Annotated in this window: 18 protein-coding genes; 10 read left to right on the forward strand and 8 right to left on the reverse strand. The window is 74.7% G+C overall.

Annotated elements, in window-relative coordinates; genetic code table 11:
• Positions 1–9 precede the first annotated feature (9 nt).
• Positions 10–2,697 (reverse strand): ATP-binding protein, encoded by a 2,688-nt coding sequence (locus ABD324_RS32480; RefSeq protein ID WP_344426070.1) that lies wholly within the window; start codon positions 2,695–2,697, stop codon positions 10–12.
• Between the two features lie 70 nt (positions 2,698–2,767).
• Here ABD324_RS32480 and ABD324_RS32485 point away from each other — a divergent pair, with 70 nt between their 5' ends.
• Positions 2,768–3,925, forward strand: a complete 1,158-nt coding sequence (locus tag ABD324_RS32485; RefSeq protein WP_344426072.1) for an amidohydrolase family protein — start codon at positions 2,768–2,770, stop codon at positions 3,923–3,925.
• 373 nt (positions 3,926–4,298) lie between these two features.
• On the opposite strand, the gene ABD324_RS32490 is transcribed toward ABD324_RS32485, so the two are convergent.
• Positions 4,299–5,390 carry a helix-turn-helix transcriptional regulator gene (locus ABD324_RS32490; RefSeq protein ID WP_344426074.1) on the reverse strand — a complete coding sequence of 364 codons (1,092 nt, stop codon included), beginning with the start codon at positions 5,388–5,390 and terminating at the stop codon, positions 4,299–4,301.
• A 122-nt stretch (positions 5,391–5,512) separates the two neighbouring features.
• Here ABD324_RS32490 and ABD324_RS32495 point away from each other — a divergent pair, with 122 nt between their 5' ends.
• The 6 genes from ABD324_RS32495 (at position 5,513) to ABD324_RS32520 (ending at position 11,918) form a co-directional block, all read left to right on the forward strand.
• On the forward strand, positions 5,513–6,001 hold the full coding sequence (locus ABD324_RS32495; protein WP_344427524.1) for an NUDIX domain-containing protein: 489 nt from the start codon (positions 5,513–5,515) through the stop codon (positions 5,999–6,001).
• 213 nt (positions 6,002–6,214) lie between these two features.
• The gene (locus ABD324_RS32500; RefSeq protein ID WP_344426077.1) at positions 6,215–8,392 is read left to right on the forward strand and encodes a glycosyltransferase family 2 protein; all 2,178 of its coding nucleotides are present in this window, start codon (positions 6,215–6,217) and stop codon (positions 8,390–8,392) included.
• Positions 8,392–8,565: a hypothetical protein gene (locus ABD324_RS32505; protein WP_344426079.1), complete on the forward strand. Its 174-nt coding sequence runs from the start codon at positions 8,392–8,394 to the stop codon at positions 8,563–8,565. The genes ABD324_RS32500 and ABD324_RS32505 overlap by 1 nt, the downstream gene beginning before the upstream one ends.
• Entirely contained in the window at positions 8,562–9,980 is a 1,419-nt protein-coding gene (locus tag ABD324_RS32510; RefSeq protein ID WP_344426082.1) for a hypothetical protein, read from the forward strand. The genes ABD324_RS32505 and ABD324_RS32510 overlap by 4 nt, the downstream gene beginning before the upstream one ends.
• Positions 9,977–11,026, forward strand: a complete 1,050-nt coding sequence (locus ABD324_RS32515) for a glycoside hydrolase family 18 protein (protein WP_344426085.1) — start codon at positions 9,977–9,979, stop codon at positions 11,024–11,026. The genes ABD324_RS32510 and ABD324_RS32515 overlap by 4 nt, the downstream gene beginning before the upstream one ends.
• Positions 11,027–11,039: 13 nt before the next feature.
• Positions 11,040–11,918 carry a polysaccharide deacetylase family protein gene (locus ABD324_RS32520; protein WP_344426088.1) on the forward strand — a complete coding sequence of 293 codons (879 nt, stop codon included), beginning with the start codon at positions 11,040–11,042 and terminating at the stop codon, positions 11,916–11,918.
• 48 nt (positions 11,919–11,966) lie between these two features.
• On the opposite strand, the gene ABD324_RS32525 is transcribed toward ABD324_RS32520, so the two are convergent.
• Together ABD324_RS32525 and ABD324_RS32530 are read right to left on the reverse strand one after the other, a co-directional pair.
• Positions 11,967–13,190, reverse strand: a complete 1,224-nt coding sequence (locus ABD324_RS32525) for a cytochrome P450 family protein (RefSeq protein WP_344426091.1) — start codon at positions 13,188–13,190, stop codon at positions 11,967–11,969.
• A 14-nt stretch (positions 13,191–13,204) separates the two neighbouring features.
• Positions 13,205–13,885 (reverse strand): TetR/AcrR family transcriptional regulator, encoded by a 681-nt coding sequence (locus tag ABD324_RS32530; RefSeq protein ID WP_344426094.1) that lies wholly within the window; start codon positions 13,883–13,885, stop codon positions 13,205–13,207.
• A gap of 24 nt (positions 13,886–13,909) precedes the next feature.
• Between ABD324_RS32530 and ABD324_RS32535 the strand changes: the two genes are divergently transcribed.
• The 3 genes from ABD324_RS32535 to ABD324_RS32545 all read left to right on the forward strand — a co-directional run bounded on the left by ABD324_RS32535 (position 13,910) and on the right by ABD324_RS32545 (position 16,680).
• A complete protein-coding gene (locus ABD324_RS32535) occupies positions 13,910–14,680 on the forward strand; it encodes an enoyl-CoA hydratase-related protein (protein ID WP_344426096.1) in 771 nt (256 codons plus the stop codon).
• An 11-nt stretch (positions 14,681–14,691) separates the two neighbouring features.
• Entirely contained in the window at positions 14,692–15,585 is an 894-nt protein-coding gene (locus ABD324_RS32540) for a transporter substrate-binding domain-containing protein (RefSeq protein WP_344426099.1), read from the forward strand.
• A gap of 144 nt (positions 15,586–15,729) precedes the next feature.
• Positions 15,730–16,680 carry a hypothetical protein gene (locus ABD324_RS32545; RefSeq protein WP_344426102.1) on the forward strand — a complete coding sequence of 317 codons (951 nt, stop codon included), beginning with the start codon at positions 15,730–15,732 and terminating at the stop codon, positions 16,678–16,680.
• 308 nt (positions 16,681–16,988) lie between these two features.
• Here the strand turns inward: ABD324_RS32545 and ABD324_RS32550 are convergent, their stop codons facing one another.
• From ABD324_RS32550 to ABD324_RS32565, 4 genes are all read right to left on the reverse strand, one after another.
• A complete protein-coding gene (locus ABD324_RS32550) occupies positions 16,989–19,004 on the reverse strand; it encodes a protein meaA (protein WP_344426105.1) in 2,016 nt (671 codons plus the stop codon).
• 161 nt (positions 19,005–19,165) lie between these two features.
• The gene (locus ABD324_RS32555; protein WP_344426108.1) at positions 19,166–20,032 is read right to left on the reverse strand and encodes a DUF1206 domain-containing protein; all 867 of its coding nucleotides are present in this window, start codon (positions 20,030–20,032) and stop codon (positions 19,166–19,168) included.
• A gap of 143 nt (positions 20,033–20,175) precedes the next feature.
• A complete protein-coding gene (gene murA / locus ABD324_RS32560) occupies positions 20,176–21,447 on the reverse strand; it encodes a UDP-N-acetylglucosamine 1-carboxyvinyltransferase (RefSeq protein WP_344426109.1) in 1,272 nt (423 codons plus the stop codon).
• Positions 21,448–21,497: 50 nt separating this feature from the next.
• Complete coding sequence (locus ABD324_RS32565) at positions 21,498–22,079, reverse strand: cob(I)yrinic acid a,c-diamide adenosyltransferase (RefSeq protein ID WP_344426112.1); 582 nt, start codon at positions 22,077–22,079, stop codon at positions 21,498–21,500.
• Positions 22,080–22,083: the final 4 nt, after the last annotated feature.

Here is a 22,083-nt window from a genome sequence, read left to right on the forward strand (position 1 = left end):
CGCCCGACCCTATCGGTCGCGCGATGCGACCCACGCGGCGATCTGGCTGCGGCCGGAGAAGCCCAGCTTGGCGAGGATGTGCTGGACGTGGGTCTCGACCGTGCGCTCGGAGATGTGGGCGGTCGCGGCGATCTGCCTGTTCGTCAGGCCCTCCCCCACGAACGCCGCGATCTCGGCCTCGCGGGCGCTCAACGGGCCGGTCCCGGCCTTCTCCAGCCGGGCGAGCAGCGGCTTCAGGCCCAGGCGGCGAGCGGTCACCAGGGCCGCGCGGGCCAGCTCGTCCGCCTCGGCGCGATGGTCGCGGCGGCGGAGCTCCTCGGCCAGGCGCACCTGGGCCGCAGCGGTGAACGGGTCGAGGCCGGCGGCGGCGTTGATCTCGACGGCCCGGCGCAGGTGCCGGACGGCGGCCTCGGACCGCCCGGCCCCGACGGCCGCGATCCCGGTGTAGAGGTGCATCGAGCCGGACGTCGTGATCCCGCCGGCTCCGCCGACCAGGTGCAGGTCCGCGTGCGGCCGCAGCCAGAGATAGCAGGAGTCCGCGGCGGCCCGGTCCCCGAGCTCGGTGGCGACGACCGCCCGGCAGGCCTCCACCACCAGCGACGAGTAGTTGGGGATCCGCGGCGAGCCCGTCGGCGGGACCCGCCGGTACCAGGGGACCGCCAGGTCGCGCTGCCCCTCCGTGACGTACCAGAGGGCGATGTTGGACTGGATCAGCAGGGCCTGGGGCTCGCGGGCGGCCGCCGCGAGCGCGAGCAGCGTGGGGCGGTCCGGCTCGTCCTCACCGGTCTGGATGGTCACGAGGTAGCGGACCGCCACCGCCGTCAGCCGTACGCCCTCGTGGCCGCCGTGGCGGCCGAGCTCCTCGACCTCGCGGTTGAGCGCGTGCAGCTCCGCCCAGGAGCCGCGGCCGAAGAGCGTGGCGATCCGGCAGCGCAGCACGTGGACCTCGGCGAGCGGCCGGCGCAGGCGCGCGACGAGGGGGGCGAGGCGCTCCGTCTCGGTCTCGGCCTGGTCGATCCGCCCCGCCTGCAGCAACGCGTCGAAGCGCCACAGCCTGCCCCACAGCGCGTCGTCGGGGTCGCGGGTGCGGTCGGCGAGGGCCAGCAGGCGGGTGCCGAGCTCGAGGCGCTCGGCGTTGCCGTCGGGTCCGGCGCGGGCGAGCTGGCGGGCGCGCAGGGCGTCGGCGAGAGCACGCGGGTCGTCGAGGCGTTCGGCCATCGCCAGTGCCTCGGCACTGACCCGGTCCATCAGGCCGGTGTCGCCCGCGAGGGCGTGCGCGTGGGCGTGCTGGGCGAGGAGCCGGGCGCGCAGGGCGGAGTCCGCCTCGGGCAGGCCGGCGAGGGCCTCGACCGCCCAGGGGCCGCAGAGCCTCAGCCAGTCGAACTCGGAGACGCCGGGCAGGACCAGCGCCGCCCGCCCGAGCCCCTCGACGTCGCCGAGTTTCCGGGCCAGCTCGGCGGCCTCGGCCGCCCGTTCCGACGCGGCGCCGATGGCGTGGGACCAGCCGAGCACCTCGGCGGTGCGCAGCAACAGGTCCAGGCGCCCGGCGGGCGGGTCCGCGTGCTCGTCGAGGACCCGGCCGAACAGCCGCGCGGCCTCCCCGTGGGCGAGGGTGCGCAGCGCGAGCTCGCCGGCCTCCCGGGCCCAGCGCAACGCCCGGTCCCGGTCGCCGAGCGGCAGCGCGGCGAGCGCGTGCTTCGCGAGCTCCGGCAGGACGTCCGGATCGGCCGCCCGCGGCGCGAGCTGCGCGGCCACCGCGGCGTGGATCTCCGCACGGGCCGGCAGGTCGACGAGGATCGCCTCGCGGAGCAGGTCGTGGGCGAACCGGACGCGCCCACCGATCCGTTCCAGGAGCCCGTCGTCGAGCGCGGGGCGGAGCGCACCGAGCGGATCCGGGCCGCTGAGCAGGGCGATCTCGCACTCCCGGCCGACGACCGCGGCCCGCCCGAGCTGGGCGCGACAGGGCGCGGGCAGCCGCGCCACCCGCTGGGCGACGACCTCGCGGACGGTCCCGGGGACCGTCGCACCGGCACCCTCCAGCGCCCGGACGAAGAACGGGTTGCCGCCGGTGCGGGCCCGCAGCGCGGCGCCGCTGTCGGGGCCCGCGCCGGTGAGCTGCGCGACCTCGTCCGCCGCCAGCCCGGTGAGCTCGATCCGGGCGGCACGCAGGCCGGCCAGCGGGTTGCGCTGCTCGGCCGGGCGCGCGGTGCCGATCACCAGGAGCCGCGCCGGGCCGGTCTCGCGGGCCACGTGCGCGAGCAGGGCGATCGCGTCCGGATCGGCCCACTGCAGGTCGTCGAGCAGGACGACGAGCCCGGCCGGCGCCGCCGCCGTCGTCAGGAAGGAGGCGACGGCGTCGAACAGGGCGAAGCGCGCGGCCGGGCCGGCCGCGTCGGTTTCTCCCCCCTCGATGGCCGCCAGCGCTGCGGGGACCTCGCCGCCGAGCGCCCGCCAGGACCGCAGCACCCGCCGCCACGGCCAGTACGCGGGCGCGCCCTCGTCCTCGCTGCAGCCACCCCACAGCACCGGGACCGCGTGGGCACCGGCGAGCCGCTCGAGCTCGGCGGCGAGGCGGGTCTTGCCGATCCCGGGCTCACCGGTGACCAGGACGACGGCGGGCTCGCCGGCGAGGGCGGCCTCCAGCCGGGCCGTGAGCGCCGCGAGCTCGGCCGCCCTGCCCACGAAACGGGGGTGCACGGGCGTATCGGTACCACGGATCCGTGGTTTCCACGATGGCCCGTTCGCCGCGCCCCCGTAGACCAGGGGCATGACCTTCATCGCCCTGCGCGCCGAACGCCTCTTCGACGGCCTGACCTGCACGAACGATGCCGTCCTCCTGATCGAGGACGGCCGAGTGGTCCGGGTCGGCGGGCCCGTCCCGCCCGATGCCGAGCTCCTCGATCTCCCGGGCGCGACGCTGCTGCCCGGGCTCGTGGACACCCACATCCATCTCGCGTTCGACGCGAGCACCGATCCCGTGGGCGCGCTCGCCGCCCGCGATCCCGACGCGGAGCAGGAGGCGATGGCCGAGGCCGCCGCCGCACAGCTCCGGGCGGGGGTCACCACGGTGCGGGACCTCGGCGACCGGGACTACTCCGCGCTGCGGCTGCGGGCCTCCGGCGGGCCGCTGCCCACCATCGTCGCGGCCGGCCCGCCGATCACCTCGGTCGGCGGGCACTGCCACTACCTGGGCGGCGAGACGACCGACGTGCGGGCGGCGGTGCGGGAACGGGCCGAACGCGGCTGCGACGTGATCAAGGTGATGGCCAGCGGCGGCGGCCTCACCCCGGGCACCGACATGCTCGCGCCGCAGTTCACCGACGACGACCTGCGCGCCCTCGTCGACGAGGCGCACCGCTGCGGGCTGCCGGTCACCGCGCACGCCCACGCGCTGCCGGCCGTGATGTCGGCGGTGGCGGCGGGCGTCGACGGGATCGAGCACCTGACCTGCCTCACCGCGGACGGAGTGGAGGCACCCGAGGCGCTGGTCGCCGAGCTGGTGCGGCGGCGGGTCGCGATCGGGGCCACGGTGGGGTTGGTCCCGATCCCCGGGATGATGCCGCCGCCACACGTGCTCAAGCACCTGCCGGCGATCCTCGGCACGCTGCGGCGGCTGATCGCGGGGGGCGCGGTCGTCGTCGCCGGGACGGACGCCGGGATCGGCCCCGTGAAGCCGCACGGCGTGCTGCCGCGCGGGCTCGCCGAGCTGGTCGCGCAAGGGATGACGCCGCTCGACGCGCTCCGGGCCGGGACGTCGACGGCGGCCGGGGTCGTGGGGCTGGGGACGCGCAAGGGGCGCCTCGCCCCCGGTTTCGACGCCGACGTGCTGGCCGTCGAGGGCGATCCGACGGTCGACGTCGCCGCTCTCCTGCGCCCGCTCGCGGTCCTGCGGGAGGGCCGCCCGGTTCTGGAGCCGGCCCGATGAGCGGGCCCGCGCGCAGCGCCAAGCTCGCTCGGCAGGAGACAGCGGATCGACAGGAGACAGCGGGTCGCTCTGGGACGGCGGGTCGCTGTGGGACGGCGGGTCGCCAGGCCGAGGTACGCCAGGGGACGGCAGGGAGCGGGCGGACGCTCGGCGCGGACGAGCAGGCCCGGGCTCCTCGGGTCGGGCCGCTGCGACCCGGTGAGGAACCGGATCCGATCCGCTCCTGCGCGGACGGCGGCGCCGGTCCCTGTGCGCCCACGGCCCGCCCCGCGGCGGACGGGGAGCCGCGCGGGCCGGTCCTGGCGCGGGTGCTGCGGCGGGCCGGCAAGATCGTGTTCGACGCGCTGTGCGCCCAGCCCTCCTGGTACTGGTGCTACGGCGGGTTCGTGCCGCCGCCCTGGCTCACCGGGCCCGAGTTGCGCTCCAGCACCGCGCGGCCGTACTCGGCGAGCCGTTCGCGCAGCTCCGGAGGGTCGAGCGCCTCCACCTCGCCGCCCAGGGCGAGCAACTGACCGGACGCGACCGTGAGCGACTCGACGTCCAGCGTGAGCTCCCGCCAGCCCTCGGCGTCGGGCTCACCGGCGGCGGTGATCGCCGCGGTCGCGGCGTCGGTGTCGGTCACGCTCGGGAGACCGCGCAGGCCACGCGGGGACACCCGGATGCGGACCCGGTCGCGGAGCATGGTCGACGCGAACTCGGCAGCGGAGCGGGCCCAGTGGGAGGGGAGGTCGAAGTCGGGCGGGCGGGTGAAGGTCTGGTCGAGCACGGTCGCCTCGTCGATCTTGGAGGCGCGGTAGGTGCGCACGACCCGGCCGGCCGCCGACTCCCCCTCGGGTCCGACGGTCGGCTCCGCCCCGGGTCCGACGGTCGGCTCCGCCCCGGTTCCGAGGGTCGGCTCCGCCTCCGGCCTCACTTGCGCGACGAGGTACCAGACCCCCGCCTTGAGGACGAGGCCGAGCGGCTCGACGACGCGCCGCACCTTCCGCGGGCCGTAGCGGATCGCGACCCGCCGCTCCTCCCACAGCGCGCCCGCCAGCGCGGCCAGGTGCGTGACCTCGGCCGGCGCCCGGAACCAGCCGGGGGCGTCGAGATGGACGCGCTCGGCGACCGTCCGGGCGTGGTCGCGCAGGCCCTCCGGCAGCGTGGCGAGGATCTTGGCCTGCGCACCGGCCAGCGCCGACCCCATCCCCAGCTCGGCGAGCACCGCCGGCGCGCCCATCGCGAGCATCGCGCCGGCCTCCTGTGCGGTCAGGCCGTCGAGCCTCGTCCGCCAGCCCTCGACCAGCCGGATCCCGCCGCCCGGTCCGGGTTCGGTCCAGATCGGGACACCGACGTCCGTCAACGAGGCGACGTCCCGGTAGATCGTCCGCTCGGACACCTCCAGCTCCGCCGCGAGCTCGGCCGCCGTGGCCGCGCGGCGGCGCTGCAGCACGAAGAGCAGGGCCATCAGCCGGGAGGCGCGCACGGACCCGATCGTCGCAGGTGACGGGCCGGTGCCCGAGACCCTGCCCCGGCACCCGTCCGCGGACCCGGGACACTGGCCCCGTGGAGACCCTCTCGACCCGCCAGGTCTACGCGAACAACTGGATGACCGTCCGCGAGGACGCGATCCGCCGGCCCGACGGGAGCGACGGCGTGTACGGCGTCGTCGACAAGCCGACGTACGCGCTGGTCATCCCCCGCGACGGCGACCGCATCCATCTCGTGGAGCAGTTCCGCTACCCCATCGGGATGCGCCGCTGGGAGTTCCCGGCCGGCACCGCGCCCGACCGCGCCGACCAGGATCCGGCCGAGCTCGCCGTGCGCGAGCTGGTGGAGGAGACCGGGCTGCGGGCGGGGCGGATGGAGAAGATCGGGCTGCTCGACGTGGCTCCGGGGATGTCCTCGCAACGCGGCCACGTCTACCTCGCGACGGAGCTGACGCAGGGCGAGCACCAGCGGGAACACAGCGAGCAGGACATGCGGCAGGCGTGGTTCACGACCGCGCGGCTCGAGCGGATGATCGCCGCGGGCGAGATCACCGACGCGCAGTCCATCGCCGCCTACTTCCTCTTGGTGCTCCACGACCGACGGTAGAACTGAAGGCGGTACGCCCGATCCCCCATAAGGACTAGCGCGTCGCTCACACGTCTTCACCAATTGTGATGATGTGGCCCCCATTCGTGTTACGGCGAGACGATACGGCTCGATCGACGTTACGTGGAGCAACAGCCGAGCCGGTCCCGGAGGGAACCGGTCCCGTCGTCGCGCCCCGAGTCCGGGCGGCGTCGGTCGGCCGTCGCGGAGGACGTGCGCGAGCCGGTCGGCGGGCCGCCGACGTCCGCGCCGCGGATCCCGGCCCAGCGGGCAGGCACCCTGGTCGCGGAGCCGGCGGGGCCGCCGCGGCACGCCGCCGTGAAGGTCCCGGCGCCGCGTGTGCCGAAGGGGGAGGGACAGTCGTCGTCGCCCTCCGCGGCCGCGGGTGGGGCACACCGGACGGTGCGGGCGCCGCGGGCGACGGCCCGGAGCCTCGCCGACCTGCACCCGCTCGGCGGCGAGGGACCGCGAGCCGGCGGACTCCCGACCGGGCCCCGCCCCGGCGCCACCACGGGGTCGGTGGCGGAAGCGCTCGCCGAGCGGACCGTCGCGCTGCGCGCGGTGACACCCCGTGCCGCCCCCCGCCACTCCCGGCCGGAGCCGGACCTCGCCGTCCCTGCCGAGTCCCGCCCCGTTGCCGGCGAGCCCCTCGACGATCCGGCCGGGCGGCGTCGCGTCCCCGCCGACCTCCTCCCCGTCACCACCCGGTCGGCGCTGCTCCCGGCCGAGCCCGTTCGCGTCCCCGCCGAGCCCCGCCCCGTCGCCACCCGGTCGGCGCTGCTCCCGGCCGAGCCCGTTCGCGTCCCCGCCGAGCCCCGCTCCGTCGCCGCCCGGCCCGCGCTCGTCCCGGTTAAGCCCCTTCGGGTTCCCGCCACGCCCCTGCCCGCCCCCGCCGAGCCGAGGACCACCGTTCTGCCGGTCGTGCCAGCGGCCCGACCGCGTCGGACCGCGGCCCGGCCGAACCGGGCGGCACCGGCCCGGCCAACGGAAGCGCGGCCCACCGAGATCCGGCCCACCGAGATCCGGCCCACCACGGCCCGGCCCGCTGAGTCCCGGCCCACGGCGCCCGAGCCAACCCTCGCCCGGCCCACCATCGCCCGGCCCACCATCGCCCGGCCCACCATCGCCCGCCCCACCATCGCCCGGCCCCCCGCGGCGCGACCGTCCACGGCCCCGCCCGCGGACGCCACCGCAGATGTCGCGGCGGCGCCGACCCGTGCGATCCCCGCCGTCCCCAGCCGCCCGATCGTCAGCCGGGGCGTCCGCACCGCCCGTCACACGGCCGGGCGGCCCGCCCTGCCCGCTCCGCGCCGCGCCCTCGACGCGCTCCCCACCACCACGTGCGTGGTCGCACTCGTCCCCGCGCACAACGAGGAGGAGGGGATCGTGGCGACCGTCGAGTCGCTGCGCGGGCAGGAGCGGGCCCCCGACCGGATCGTCGTCGTGGCGGACAACTGCACGGACCGGACCGTCGAGCTGGCCGAGGCCGCCGGCGCCGAGGTCTTCACGACCGAGGGCAACACCCACCGCAAGGCGGGTGCCCTCAACGCCGCCCTGGAGGTGCTCCTGCCCACCCTGCGGGACACCGACGTCGTGCTCGCCATGGACGCCGACTCGAAGCTGATGCCGGACTTCGTGGGCAACGGCCTGCACTACCTCGAGGGCGTCCCCGAGCGCGGCGCGATCAGCGGTTCCTACCGCGCCCGCGACGACGCCACGATCGTCGGGCTGATGCAGCGGCTCGAGTACGCGCAGGGCCTGCACACCGTGCACGCCAAGGGCGGCCGGATCCACGTGCTGTCCGGCGCCGCCTGCATGTTCTCCGTCGGTGCCCTCCGCAAGGTCGCCCGCCTGCGCGGGTCCGACGTGCTCCCCGGCCGTCAGGGCCTGGTCTACCTGCCCGAGTCGCTCACCGAGGACTACGAGCTGACGGTGGCGCTCAAGCGGATCGGCTACGAGCCGCTCAACGCCCGCGAGTGCGAGGTCGAGACGGACGTCATGGGCACCTGGGCAGCCTGGCGCACCCAGCGGCTGCGCTGGCAGCGCGGCACCCTCGAGACGCTGTTCCAGTACGGCTGGATCCCGCACACCCGCTCCGCCTGGCTGATCCAGCTGTGGACCTACTTCCGCTCGCTCGTCCCGCTGCTGATGGTCCTGTACTGGATCTACGCGCTGAGCTTCGAGAGCCTCACGGTGCAGCCGTTCTGGCTGGTGGTCCTGCCCGTCTTCGTGCTGGACCAGCTCGTCTGCTCCTGGCGGGCGGGCCCGCGCGCCCGGCTGGTCGCGGTGGCGCTGCTGCCGATGTACCTCTACGACGCCGCCCAGTCCCTCGTCTACTGGCGCGCGCTGTTCCTGAGCCTGCGCCGCGCCCGCACGGAGTGGATCACCTGATGCTGCTCGCCGACGGTGTGCTGCCCGAGGTCGGGCACACGGTCTTCATGGTCGCGACCTGGCTGTTCTCCGCGCTGACGATCGGGGTGGTCGCCCTGTCGCTCTACCGGCTGCTGCCGAAGCGGCCACGCTCCGCGGTCCCGCCGCGCCGCGACCAGGGCCGGCGGCGATGACCCAGCTCTCCCCGCCGACCGTCCGGTTCCGGGCGCTGAACCGGCCCGTCTACCACCGCCCGGGCTGGGTCCAGGCCGCCTCCGGGCACCTGCCCGAGGCGTGGCGCGGCCCCCGCGTCGAGCGGTGGATCATGCGGCTGCCGATGCTCGGGCTGGCCCTGGCGTTCGCCGGGCTCACCTTCGCCGTCGACACCACCACCCCGTCGGTGGCCGAGGTCGACGAGATCCTCCGGGCGCTGCCGGCGGGCGCCTCCGTGCACCCCGCCCTGGCCACCGCGCTCGACGGGGTCGGTGGGCTGGCGGCGGTGCGGGTCGCGAGCGTGCTCGCCGCCGCGGCCGCGATCGTGCTGCTCGGCGGCGCCGTGCGGATCGGCACCGGCTCGGAGCGGACGGGGGTGCTGGCCGCCGCCCTGGTCGCCACCGCGCCCGCGGTGGTCGTCGCCGGCGGGACGGGCACCGGGACGGCGTGGGGCCTGCTGGCGCTGGCGCTCGCGATCCGGGCCGGGGTGGGGCGCTCGGTCGGCTCCGCGGTCGGCTGCGGGGCCGCCCTGGCGCTGGCGGTCACGCTGGTCCCTGCCGTGCTCGTGCTGCTGCCCGCGGTGGTCGCGCTCCTCGCGCTGCTCGCGCCGCGCCGCGACGCCGTCCGGCCGCTGCTGGCGTTCGGCACCGTCGTCGTGCTGGTCGGCGTGGTGCGGCTCGCGGCCGGGCTGCGGCCGCCGTTCACCGTGGACGGGGCCGGCGACCGGCTCGGCGGGATCGCCCTCGGCGCGGGCCTGGTCGCGGTGCTCGCGATCGCCGGCGCCGCCCTCGTCGGGCCGCGGGCCCGGGCCGGTATCGCCGTCGGCGCCGCGCTCGTGCTGCCGCTCCTGGCGGACTGGTCGGGCACCGCCCCGTCGGCCCGGCCCGCGGCCGCCTTCGCGGCGCTCCTGCTCGCGCCGGTCGGGGCGCTCGCGCTCGCGGCCGCCTCGCGCCGCCTGCTGCGCTGGGTGCCGGTGGCCGCGTTGTTGCTGGTGGCGCCGGTGCTGGCGGTCGCGGAGAGCTCGTACATGGCGCACGGCTGGGTCGACGTGCGCCCGGTCGCCGCGATCGCGCCGGAGCCGGGTGCCGACGCGGGCCGGGTCCGGCTCTCCACCGCGGCGGACGCCCTCCGCTACGAGACGGCCGCGCCCGGCGTCCGCTGGGAGTCGACCGCCGCGCTCGCCGCCACCGGCCCGGACGCCGTCCGCGCCGCCGTGGCCGACAGGAGGTTCTCCCTCGTGCTGCTCCAGCCGACGACGGCGGCCGATGCGGACCGGACGGTGCTGGTGGCCGCCCTCGACCTCAGCGCCGACTACGTGCGCGAGGCCCCGGTCCCGGACGCCTACGACCCGCTCGCCACCTGGACCGTGTACCGGCTGATCGACACGCTGCCGTGAGCGCGCCGTCGCGCAGGGCCGTGCTCGCCGGGCTGGTCGGTGCGGTCGGGCTGGCCGCGTGTGGGCGCCCGGCCGAGGCCGAGCTGCTGAAGGTCACCGATCCGAGCACCGTGCCCGCCACTCCCCCGCCGAGCGCCGCACCCCCGCCGAGCACGTCGGGCACCCCGACCCCGTCGGCCTCCGCCGCTCCGGCGACGACGGCCCCCACCACGACGGCGGCCACCACGACCCCGCCCCGGGCCCTCCCGAAGGGGGTGCTGGCCGGCTACTGGCCCACCTGGATCCCGGACGCCGTGCGCATCCGGGACCTGCCGGCCGCCTACGGCATGGTGCACCTCTTCGCCGCCACCCCCGCGGGCACCGACGGCACCCTGACCTGGGCGAAACCCGGCGACGGCCGTGGCGCGGCCACCCACCTGCGGGAGGACGTCGCGTACGCGCGCGCCACCCAGAAGCGCGCGGTGCTGCTCTCGATCGGCGGCGCCGGGCACGGGCTGACCTTCGGCTCCCGCGCCGTCTCCACCCGGTTCGTCGACTCCGTGCGCCGGATCGTCGACGCCGAGCTGGGCGCGGTCGACGGCATCGACCTCAACACCTTCGAGGCCGAGCAGGCGCCGAACACGGACGAGTACGCCTGGGTGAGCCGCACCCTCAAGGCCACCTACGGCAAGAACTTCCTGGTCACGGCCCCGCCCGCGCCGTGGAGCGAGATCGACGAGGCCTTCTGCCGCGATCTCGCGCGCGCCGGGCTGCTCGACCTCTGCGGCCCCCAGTTCTACGACGGACCGGGCCTCACCGACGCCGCCTACATCGCCGACACCGCCGCCCACTGGGCCACGCTCGTCGGCGCCGACCGTCTCTACATCGGCTTCGGCGTGATCGCGAACGCCCCGAACTACCTCACCGCCGCCCAGTGCGCCACGGCCTACAAGGGCGTCGCGGCGGCCGTCCCCGGTGTGCGGGGCGCCTTCTGCTGGAACACCTCCGCCGACGAGGCCGCGGGCTGGGCGTTCGCGAAGACCGTCGGCCCGCTCGTGTCCGCCTGACCTGGAGAAATTCGTGTCCCCGACGTCCCGCTCCGCCCCGCGCCCCTCGGTCTGGGCCTGGGTGGCCTTCGTGACCGCGTGCGGCGTGGTCGTCAGCGCGATGCTGTTCAACCCGACCGCCACCGGGACGCCCACGGTGGTGGGCCCGGTCGCCGCCCCGCCGACCGCCGCCGCCGTGCGCACCGGCCCGGTCCGGCCGCTCGCCAACGACTGCCGGGCGGGCACCGTGCACCTGACCTTCGACGACGGGCCGGGTGCCCACACCGCCCAGCTGCTCGACGAGCTCTCGGCGCTCCACATGCAGGCCGTCTTCTTCGTGATGGCCGAGCGCGTGGCCGGACGCGAGGCGGACATCCGCCGGGAGGTCGCCCTGGGCGACGTCGTGGGCAACCACACCTACCGGCACTTCAACCTGGTCACGGGCGAGGACCTCGCCGGTGTCGCCCGCAAGCCCTGGACCGACACCCAGGTGCGGTTCGAGCTCCAGAAGGCGAACGACATCATCCAGGCCGCCGGGGCACCCCGGCCGACCCTGTACCGCCCGCCCTACGGCTCGGTGGATCCGCAGGTCGACGCCGTGGCCCGCACGCTCGGCCTGCGCCTGGTGATGCCGTGGAGCGACACCCAGGACACCTTCGACGACGGCCACGACACCGACCCCGGCGCCACCCCGGCGTCGGTGGCCGACCACGTCCTGTCCGGCCTGAAGCCGGGCACGATCATCACCCTGCACGACGGCGACCAGGACGCGGCGCTGATCAGCGCCACCGCCCTGCAGACGATCGTCGACGGCCTGAACAAGCGCCACTACTGCGTGTCCCCCCGCCTGCCCGCCGACGCCACCGGCGGCGCCCTCACCTCCGGCACCGCCTCCACCGGCCGCGACGAGTAACCCCGTGAGTGGCAATAGTCGCTAGAGCGACTATTGCCACTCACGGGGTCACAGGGTCACGGGGAGGGCGGCGAGGCGGCGGGAGCCGGGGATCGGCTGCCACTCCAGCTCGGCGGGGTCGACGGCGAGGCGGAGGTCCGGGAAGCGGGTGAAGAGGGTCCGCAGGGCCACCTCGCCCTCCTGGCGGGCCAGCGCCGCGCCCAGGCAGTAGTGGGCGCCGAAACCGAACCCGACGTGTCCTTCGCCCCGAGCGGTCTCGCGGCCGACGTCCAGGGTGTCGGCCTTCTCGAACTCCCGCGGATCGCCGTTGGCGGAGTACAGGACCGGCTGCACGGAGGAGCCGGCGGGGATGTGCACCCCGCCGAGCTCGACGTCCTCCGCCGCGTACCGCACGCGGACGATGCCGACCGGCCCCGCCATCCGCATCAGCTCGTTCACCGCCGTGGGCCAGCCGGCGGGATCCGCCTGCAGCCGGGCCAGCTGGTCGGGATGGGTGAGCAACGCGGCGGTGGCGTTGCCGATCAGGTGCGCGGTGGTCTCGTGCCCGGCGAAGACCAGGGCCAGGACCATGGTGACGAGCTCGAAGTCGGTCAGCCGGTCCGCGTCTTCCTGGGCCCGGATCATCCCGCTGAGCAGGTCGTCCGCCGGGTCGCGGCGGCGGCGGGCGACCAGGCCCTCGATGTGGTCGATCGTCGCCCGCAACGCCCCGGGCACCCGTGACGGATCCATCGACACGAGGTCACGGCCCCAGACGTGCCAGGACGGCCGGTCCTCCTCCGGGATGCCGACGAGCTCGCAGATCACGGTGATCGGCAGCGGATAGGCGTACGCCTCCACCAGATCGACCTCCCCGGACAGCCCGTCCAGCAGGTCGTCCGCGATCTCCTGCACGCGAGGCCGCAGGTCCCCGACCCGCCGCACGGTGAACGCCCGCGAGACGAGCCTGCGCAGCCGGGTGTGCGTCGCGCCGTCCGCGTCGATGATGCTGCTGGTGAGATAGGGGATCAGGTCGTCGCCGATGCCCACCGCCTTGAGCGGGACCGTCCGGTCCGCCGCCACCGTGGGCGCGTTCGCCGGATCGTTGACGAACCGGGGGTCGTTCAGCACCGCCCGGACGTCGGCGTACCGGGTGACCAGCCACAACGGCGCGTCGGACCCCATGCCGAACGAGCTGCGCAGCACGGGCGCCTGCTCGCGGAGGCGGCCGAAACCACCCCAGGGGTCGGCGATCAGGGCGGGATCGGTGAGGGCCGGAGCGTCGGGGACGGACATGGTGGGCACCCCTGTCAGAAGTGGTCGATCAAGGATCGGAAGAGCGCGGCCGCGGCGGCCGCGAGCTCCGCGCTGGGCACGGCGCCGGGGACCTCCAGGGCGCAGTGCAGGGTGTGTTCGAGCAGGTCGGCGCGCCGGTCGGGAGCGAAGTCCCCGTACGCGGGGGGCGCCCCGTCGAGGAAGAAGAAGCCGCCTCCGATCGCGGTGAAGACGTAGAGCTGCTCGTCGGGCGCCAGGTCCGTGCGCAGCAGGCCCGCCTCGCGCAGCAGGCCGATCCACGCCAGCCCCACCTCGTCCCGACGCGCGGCGAGGTCGCTCAGCGCGATCGCGGCCTCGTGGGCGAGGCGGCCCAGGAGCTCCGCGTCGCCCAGGTAGAGCCGGCGGGTGACCGGGTCGTCGAGCAGCGTGCGATAGACCGACCGGACGCACCGCGACGGCAGCGCCTCGGCCGGGTCCGCCTCCATCCGCTCCGCCATCCCGGCCAGCACGCCGTGGTGGCTGCGCAGCAGGACCGCCAGGAACAGCGACTCCTTGGTACGGAAGTGCAGATAGACGGTGCCCTTGCCGATCCGGGCCTGCTTCGCGACGTCCTCGATCGTGACGCGCCGGTACCCCCAGCGGACGAGCAGGTCGGCCGCCGCGTCGAGGATCAGGTCCTCGCGTGACTTGTTGACCAGTTTGGCATTTTCGGTCACGCAGTCAGCGTATACCGTGGCGGGATGGGCTACGAGCACCTCCTCGTCAAGGCCGACGGCGACACCGTCCGGATCACGATGAACCGGCCGGAACGGCGCAACGCGCTCTCCGAGGAGCACCTGCGGGAGCTGCTCGACGCGTTCGAGACCGCCGGTTCGAGCGGGGCCACGGGGATCGTGCTCGGGGCGGAGGGGAAGGCGTTCTCGGCCGGGCACGACTTCGCCGACGTCGCGTCCCGCGACCTGCGGGGCGTCCGGGAGCTCCTGGCCCTCTGCACCGAGCTGATGCAGACGATCCAGGCCGTGCCCCAGGTCGTCGTCGCCAAGGTGCAGGCGATCGCGACGGCCGCCGGTTGCCAGCTCGTGGCCACCTGTGACCTGGCCGTGGCCGCGGAGTCCGCGGCGTTCGCGCTGCCCGGCGGCAAGGCCGGCTGGTTCTGTCACACGCCCGCGGTGCCGGTGGCGCGGAACGTCGGCCGCAAGCGGCTGATGGAGCTGGCCCTGACCGGCGACCCGATCGACGCCCGCACCGCCGCGGACTGGGGCCTCGTCAACTACGCCGTGCCGGACGCCGAGCTCGACGCCCGCACCGACGAGCTGCTCGCCCGCGCGACCCGCGGCAGCCGCTTCGGCAAGGAGGTGGGCAAGCAGACGCTCTACGCCCAGCTCGACCGCCCCGAGGCGGACGCCTACGGCATCGCGGTCGAGGTCATGGCGTCGATGTCGCAGTCCGCGGGGGCGAAGGAGGGCATGGCGAGCTTCCTCGAGAAGCGCTCGCCCGTCTGGCCCGACTAGGGTTCCGCGCGATGGTGTCCCGCGCGCTGGTGTCCCGCAGAGCGTTCCTCGCGGGCACCGCCGGGCTGGCGGTGCTCGGGGCGTGCGGGGCTCGGGGCACGACGCTGGAACGCATGCGCGCCAACGGGGTCGCCCGCGTCGGGATCTCCGGCGAGCGGCCCTACGGCTATCCCGGGTCCGACGGCTCGGTCACCGGCGAGGCGCCCACCGTGGCGCGCACCGTGCTGGCCGGTATGGGGGTCGACGGGCTCGAGGCCGTGCAGGTTCCCTTCGGCACGCTGCTCGACGGGCTGCTCGCCGGCCAGTTCGACCTGGTCGCGGCCGGGACGACGATCACGCCGGGCCGCTGTGCGCGGGTCGCCTTCTCCCGCCCGGACTTCGTGGCCCCGGTCGCGTTCCTCGTGCCGGCGGGCAACCCGCGCGGGATCCGGACCTTCGACGGGGTGCGGCGCGCGGGCGTCCCGCTCGGGGTGCTGGCGGGCGCGGCCGAGCAGGAGTACGCGCAGGCGGCCGGGATCACGGACGTCCGGACGTACGACGGCCAGAGCACGCTGTTCCGCGCGGTCCGCGACGGCGACGTCCCGGTGGCCGCCCTCACCCGGATCTCGCTGCTCGACGAGCTCGCCCGCAACCCGGGCACTCCCCTGCAGGTCACGCCGGGCATCCCGGTGCGGGAGAACCCGGACGGGACCCAGGTCTACCCCGTCGGCGCCTTCGCGTTCCGCCCGGGCAACACGGACCTGCTCGCCGCCTTCGACGCCGGCCTGACGGACCTGCACACGTCGGGCCGCTGGCTCGACCTGGTGCGGCCCTTCGGTTTCGGCCCCGACACCGCCCCACCGAACGCCCTCACCACCGCCGACGCCTGCGCCGGCCGCGGGCTCCCCGCCTCCGACCGCCCGTAGATGCCGTCGTGAGTGGCCCGGGGGACGGTCGACGGCGGAGCCGGCGGGGTGGGTGGGCAGAGTCGCTCCGGCGACCATCGCCACCACGGGTGGGTCGGGGTGATCCCGGAGGCCGGCGGGGCTGCGGTGGTGGAGGATCGGGTCATGGCACTACGCATCGCGGGGCTGCCCGTACCCGGTCCGGGTGAGCTGATCGAGGGCGCGAAGGCGGTCGTGGGCTGGGGCGGCGAGGTGGTCGGCGTCGCCGCCGACCTGCCGGCCCGCACCACGGCCCTGCTCGACGACGTGTCCGCGCTGCTCGGGCGGATCACGGGCATCGCCGGGCGGGTCGAGGGGCTGCTCGACGAGGTCGAGGGCATCGCGGGCCGGGCGGACTCGCTGATCGTCCGCGTCGACCGCACGGCGAGCGAGGCCCAGGCGCTCATCGCGCGGGTCGGCGTGACCGCGGACCAGGCCGACGGGCTGATCACGCGGGTGGGCGGGACCGCAGGTGCCGCCGAGGACCTGGTCGCCCGGGTGAACGGGACCGCGGGCTCGGCCGAGGCGCTGGTCGCACGCGTGAACGGGACGGCAGGCTCGGCGGAGGAGCTGGTCGCGCGGGTCGGGAGCGTTGCCGGGGATGCCGAGCGGATCGTCGTCTCGGCCGGATCGGTGGCCGAGGATGCCCGCAAGGTCGTGGCCGGCGCGAACACCGTGGCCGAGGACGCGTCCGGGGTCGTCTCCCGCGCCGGCTCCGTCGCGGACCGCGCGGACGGGCTGGTCACCACGGCCGCCGGGCTCACCGACCAGGCCGAGGGGATGCTCGCGACCTACAAGCCGATCGCGGACAAGGCCGCGCCGCTCGCGCAGAAGTTCCTGGAGGAGTTCTCCGAGGAGGAGCTGCGCGCCGCGATCCGGATGATCGACCACCTGCCCGCGCTCACCGAGCACCTCGAGAACGACATCATGCCGATCCTGACGACCCTCGACCGCGTCGGCCCGGACGTCCACGACCTGCTCGACGAGCTCAAGGGCGTCCGGCAGGCCATCAACGGCATCCCCGGCTTCGGCTTCTTCCGCCGCCGCGGCGAGGAGAAGGAGGCCGACGCCGAGTGAGACGGCCCGGAACATGATCCTTCCGGGAGCCACCGGGGAGCGCCCGCCTCAACACTGAGGTCACGCTCGCGCTGATCACCGGCCCGGTGATCCTTCCGAGGGTCACCCCAGCGCGAGGAGGACAGCGCAGGTGGCACCCTCGGAACGATCACGATCATGATCCTTCCGAGAGCAACCCGACAGCCCCCGCACCAGCAACGGAGTCACAGTCGTGCTGATCACCAGCAGGTGATGAGCACGGGCGTCACCTCAGTGCTGCGGTGACAGCGCACCCGTCACGCTCGGAATGATCGGGATCCAGAGAGCGCTCAGGTGAGGTTGTGGGTCCGCCGGATGATGGTGACGATCTCGTCCATCATCTCGGTGAGCTGGTAGTCCTTCGGTGTGAAGACCGCGGCGATGCCCTTGGCCTTCAGGGCCGCGGCGTCGTCCGCGGGGATGATGCCGCCGACGATCACCGGGACGTCGTCCGCGCCCGCCGCGCGCAGGCCGTCGACCACCGCGGGGACCACCTCGAGGTGCGAGCCGGACAGGATCGACAGCCCCACGACGTGCACGCCCTCCTGCACCGCGGCCGCCACGATCTGCGCCGGGGTGAGGCGGATGCCCTGGTAGACGACCTCGAAGCCGACGTCGCGGGCGCGCACGGCGACCTGCTCGGCGCCGTTGGAGTGCCCGTCGAGGCCCGGCTTGCCCACCAGCATCCGCAGCCGGGTGCCGAGCTCCTCGCCGGTCGCCCGGACCCGCTCGCGGACCTCCGCGATCTCCACGGCCGCCTCCCCGGACGCCACCGCCGCCGACACGCCCGTCGGTGCGCGGAACTCGCCGAACACCGCGCGCAGCGCGCCGGCCCACTCGCCGGTCGTCACGCCCGCCTTGGCGCAGTCGACCGAGACCTGCATGAGGTTCTCGTCCGTCTTGGCCGCGTCCTGCAGCCGCGTCAGCGCCTCGTCGACCGCCGCCTGGTCCCGCGACGCGCGCCACTCGCGGATCGCGGCGATCGCCGCCGCCTCGGTGGCCGGGTCCACGGTCTCGATCGCCGCCGCGTCGCCCTGCAACGGGCTCGGCTCCGTGGTCTCGAACCTGTTGAGCCCGACGACGACGTCCTCGCCGGACTCGATGCGCCGGCGCCGCTCGGCCAGGGACGAGACCAGCTCGCCCTTCATGTACCCGTTCTCGACGGCCGCGACGGCGCCGCCCATCTCCTGCACCCGGTCGATCTCCGCCTGCGCGGCCTCGACCAGCTCGGACACCTTGGCCTCGATCACAACCGAGCCCTCGAAGATGTCCTCGTACTCGAGCAGGTCCGTCTCGTAGGCCAGGACCTGCTGCATGCGCAGCGCCCACTGCTGGTCCCAGGGCCGCGGCAGGCCGAGGGCCTCGTTCCACGCCGGGAGCTGGATCGCGCGGGCGCGGGCGTCCTTGGACAGGGTGACGGCGAGCATCTCCAGCACGATGCGCTGGACGTTGTTCTCGGGCTGCGCCTCGGTGAGCCCCAGCGAGTTGACCTGCACGCCGTAGCGCATGCGGCGTTGCTTGGGGTTCTCGACGCCGTAGCGCTCGCGGGTGATCTGGTCCCACATCCGGCCCAGCGCCCGGAGCTTGCACATCTCCTCGACGAAGCGCAGCCCGGCGTTGACGAAGAACGAGATCCGCCCGACGACGTCGCCGAACTTCTCCGGCGGCACCTGGCCCGAGTCGCGCACCGAGTCGAGCACCGCGATCGCGGTGGACAGGGCGTAGGCGAGCTCCTGCGCGGGCGAGGCCCCGGCCTCCTGCAGGTGGTAGCTGCAGATGTTGATCGGGTTCCACTTCGGGATCTCGGTGACCGACCAGGCCACCATGTCCGTGATCAGCCGCAGGCTCGGGGCCGGCGGGAACACGTACGTCCCGCGGGACAGGTACTCCTTGACGATGTCGTTCTGCGTCGTCCCGGCGAGCTTGGCCCGCACCTCGGAGATGTCGAGGCCGGACTCCGAGGCCTGCTCCTCCGCGACGGCGGTGTAGAGCGCGAGCAGCCACATCGCCGGCGCGTTGATCGTCATCGAGGTGTTGGCCTCGGCGATCGGGATGCCGTCGAACAGCGTGCGCATGTCCCCGATGTGGCTGACCGGCACCCCGACCTTGCCGACCTCACCCTTGGCGAGCTCGTCGTCCGGGTCGTAGCCGGTCTGGGTGGGCAGGTCGAAGGCCACCGACAGACCGGTCTGGCCCTTCGCGAGGTTGCGCCGGTACAGCGCGTTCGACTTCTCCGCGGACGAGTGACCGGCGTAGGTCCTGATGACCCACGGGCGGTCACGCTCACGATCGGTCGGGTACGGCACCGGACACCTCCACGTTGCGGACCCCCGGATCGTACTAACGGGTAGCCCTCACCACCCCCGACGATCGGGCGTGTCACACCTGTCTGCATGGAAAAGTACGCGATGCACGTCCTATCGCACAGCAAACCACGCACGCGAGGACGCATGTCACCCCGAGCGCCTCAGACGCGGTGGTACCTCGCGTCGAAGAAGCAGAAGACCCCGTAGGCCGCGATCCCGATCGCCACCGCGATCAGCAGGACCACGCCGAAGGGTTGCGCCGCAAGGGTTTTCAGGGCGCTGTCCAGGCCGTTGGCCTCCTGCGGGTCGAACTTGACCGCGGCCGACACCACGAGCACGCCCAGCACCCCGAGCGCCACGGCCTTCGCGATGAAGCCGATCTGACCGCTGCGCTCGTCGGCCGTACGGGCGCGGTGGTCCGCGCCGGACAGATCCTGGTCCTCGGTGAACTTCTTCTTCCAGCCGTTCCAGGCCATCACGCCCGCGCCGATCACGATGCCGACGCCCACGACCGCCACGATCACCTGGCCGCCGGGCAGCCCGAGCAGGCCCGCGGTCGCCTTGCCGCCCCCGCCGCCCTCGGAGCGGCCGGAGACGGCCGTCTTGACGGTCAGCACCGCCAGGCCGGCGTACACGATCCCCTGCCCCGCGCTCGTCAGGCGCTTGAGCAGCTTCTTCTTGTCGTCGTCGACGTACCCGAAGCCGAACAGCGCGGTCGTCAGCCGCCAGATGACCACGCACACGAACCCGACGAACAGCACCCAGAGGAACACCCGGCCGAAGGGCTGCTGGGCCAGCGTCGACAACGCGCCGCTCTGGTCCGCCTGTCCCCCGCCCCCGATCGCGACCTGCAGCGCCAGCCAGGCGATCAGCAGGTGGAGGACGCCGTTGGCCGCGATCCCGGCCCGGGCCCCCTTCCTCACGGGCCCACTGCGCCCGACGCGCCGGGCGTCGTGCCCCGAGGGGAGCACGTCCCGGGCCTTCTCGGCGACGCCGCGCACGGCTCGGGCGGGCTCGGACTTCGACATGGGTCCTCCGTCGGATCGGGTCGGCGGAGGTATGCCCCATTCGGGGTCGCTCGAACCGCGCCGGTGACCCTGTGCCGCCGTACGGCTCACACGATCGGGAGCCGCTGCGGCAACCGAGCCACCCCGCAGGGCCGGACGGACGCCTAGCGGGTCGGGTCCGCCGTCACCCGCTCGACGTCCGCGCCCAGGGAGCGGAGGTTCTCCACGAAGCGGGGGTAGCCGCGGTCGATGTGGTCGACGTCCCAGACCTCGGTGACGCCCTCGGCGCACAGGCCGGCCAGCACCAGACCCGCGCCGGCCCGGATGTCGCTGGCCCACACGGGCGCGCTGGAGAGCTGCTCGACGCCGCGGATCACGGCGTGGTGGCCGTCCGTGCGGGCGTCCGCGCCGAGCCGGACCATCTCGTCGACGAACCGGAACCGGGCCTCGAAGACGTTCTCGGTGATCATCGAGGTGCCCTGCGCGACCGCGGTCAGCGCGATCGCCATGGGCTGCAGGTCCGTGGCGAAGCCGGGGTACGGGAGCGTCACGAAGTCGACGGCCCGGGGGCGCTGCCCACCCATCGACACCGAGAACTCCTGCTCGCCGACGGTCGTCTCGGCACCCGCGCTGCGCAGCTTGTCGAGCACCAGATCGATGTGGTGCGGGTCCACACCGCGGACCGTCACCTCGCCGCGCGTCATGGCGGCCGCGAACGCCCAGGTGGCGCCCACGATCCGGTCCCCGATGACCCGGTGGCTGGTGGGCCGCAGCCCGCGCACCCCGTGCACCGTCAGCGTGGAGGAGCCGACGCCCTCGAGCATCGCCCCCATCTGCTGCAGCATCACGCAGAGGTCGACGATCTCGGGCTCGCGGGCCGCGTTGTCGATGATCGTGGTGCCCTCGGCCAGGACGGCCGCCATCAGGATGTTCTCGGTGGCGCCGACGCTGGGGAAGTCCAGCCAGATCTGGGCGCCGTGCAGGTCGTCCGCCTGCGCGACGACCCGGCCGTGCTCGATCTCGGTGGTCGCGCCGAGCTTGCGCAGGCCGCTCTGGTGCATGTCCAGCGGACGGGACCCGATCGCGTCCCCGCCCGGGAGCGGCACGATCGCCTTGCGGCAGCGGGCCACGAGCGGGCCCAGCACGCAGACCGACGCCCGCAGCTTCGACACCGAGCGGTAGTCCGCCTGGGAGCCGGGCTCCCGCGGCACGTCGATGGTCACCGTGTCGCCGGCGACGTCGACGGTGCACCCGAGGCTGCGCAGCACGTCCGCCATGAGCGGCACGTCGAGGATCTCCGGACAGTTCGTGATCGTCGTGGTGCCCTCGGCCAGCAACGCCGCCGCCATCAGCTTGAGGACGCTGTTCTTGGCCCCGACCACGTCGACGGTCCCCGAGAGCCGGGCCCCGCCACGCACCGCGAAATGCTCCGTCACGATGAGCGACGGTATCGCCCTCCCGGAGCGATCTTCCGGCGACCCGCCGTTCAGCGGCCCGCCTCCGGACCGCCCGGCTGCCACAGCACATCGCCGGCGGGGTTGGCGCACCGCCCGAGGATGAACAGCAGATCCGACAGGCGGTTCAGGTACTTGGCGGTGAGCGGGTTCGTCCGTTCGGCGTCCTGCTCCAGGAGCGCCCAGACGCTGCGCTCGGCGCGCCGCGCCACCGTCCGCGCCACGTGCAGGTGGGCCGCGCCGGGGGTGCCGCCGGGGAGGATGAACGAGGCCAGCTTGGGCAGGTCCTCGTTGAACTCGTCGCACCAGCCCTCGAGGCGGGTGACGTACCGCTCCTCGACCCGCAGCGGCGGGTACTCCGGGTTCTCGACGATCGGTGCGCACAGGTCCGCGCCGACGTCGAACAGGTCGTTCTGGATCTGGCGCAGCGGCACCAGCAGCCGTTCCTCCAGCTGCCCGACGGTGACGGCCACCCCGATGGCGGCGTTGCACTCGTCCGTGTCGGCATAGGCCGCGAGCCGCACGTCCGTCTTCGGCACCCGCGAGAAGTCGCCGAGCGCCGTCGTCCCGTCGTCGCCGGTCTTCGTGTAGATCCGCGTGAGGTGCACAGCCACGCGA

This window comes from Pseudonocardia ailaonensis, assembly GCF_039531635.1.
GTDB lineage: Bacteria > Actinomycetota > Actinomycetes > Mycobacteriales > Pseudonocardiaceae > Pseudonocardia > Pseudonocardia ailaonensis.

Excerpts from the sequence above, each read along its gene's own strand:
- ABD324_RS32485 (WP_344426072.1), top strand. The coding sequence starts at position 2,768 with ATGACCTTCATCGCCCTGCGCGCCGAACGCCTCTTCGACGGCCTGACC.
- ABD324_RS32495 (WP_344427524.1), top strand. The coding sequence starts at position 5,513 with ATGACCGTCCGCGAGGACGCGATCCGCCGGCCCGACGGGAGCGACGGC.
- ABD324_RS32505 (WP_344426079.1), top strand. The coding sequence starts at position 8,392 with ATGCTGCTCGCCGACGGTGTGCTGCCCGAGGTCGGGCACACGGTCTTC.
- ABD324_RS32510 (WP_344426082.1), top strand. The coding sequence starts at position 8,562 with ATGACCCAGCTCTCCCCGCCGACCGTCCGGTTCCGGGCGCTGAACCGG.
- ABD324_RS32525 (WP_344426091.1), bottom strand. The coding sequence starts at position 13,190 with ATGTCCGTCCCCGACGCTCCGGCCCTCACCGATCCCGCCCTGATCGCC.
- ABD324_RS32535 (WP_344426096.1), top strand. The coding sequence starts at position 13,910 with ATGGGCTACGAGCACCTCCTCGTCAAGGCCGACGGCGACACCGTCCGG.
- ABD324_RS32540 (WP_344426099.1), top strand. The coding sequence starts at position 14,692 with ATGGTGTCCCGCGCGCTGGTGTCCCGCAGAGCGTTCCTCGCGGGCACC.
- ABD324_RS32545 (WP_344426102.1), top strand. The coding sequence starts at position 15,730 with ATGGCACTACGCATCGCGGGGCTGCCCGTACCCGGTCCGGGTGAGCTG.
- ABD324_RS32555 (WP_344426108.1), bottom strand. The coding sequence starts at position 20,032 with ATGTCGAAGTCCGAGCCCGCCCGAGCCGTGCGCGGCGTCGCCGAGAAG.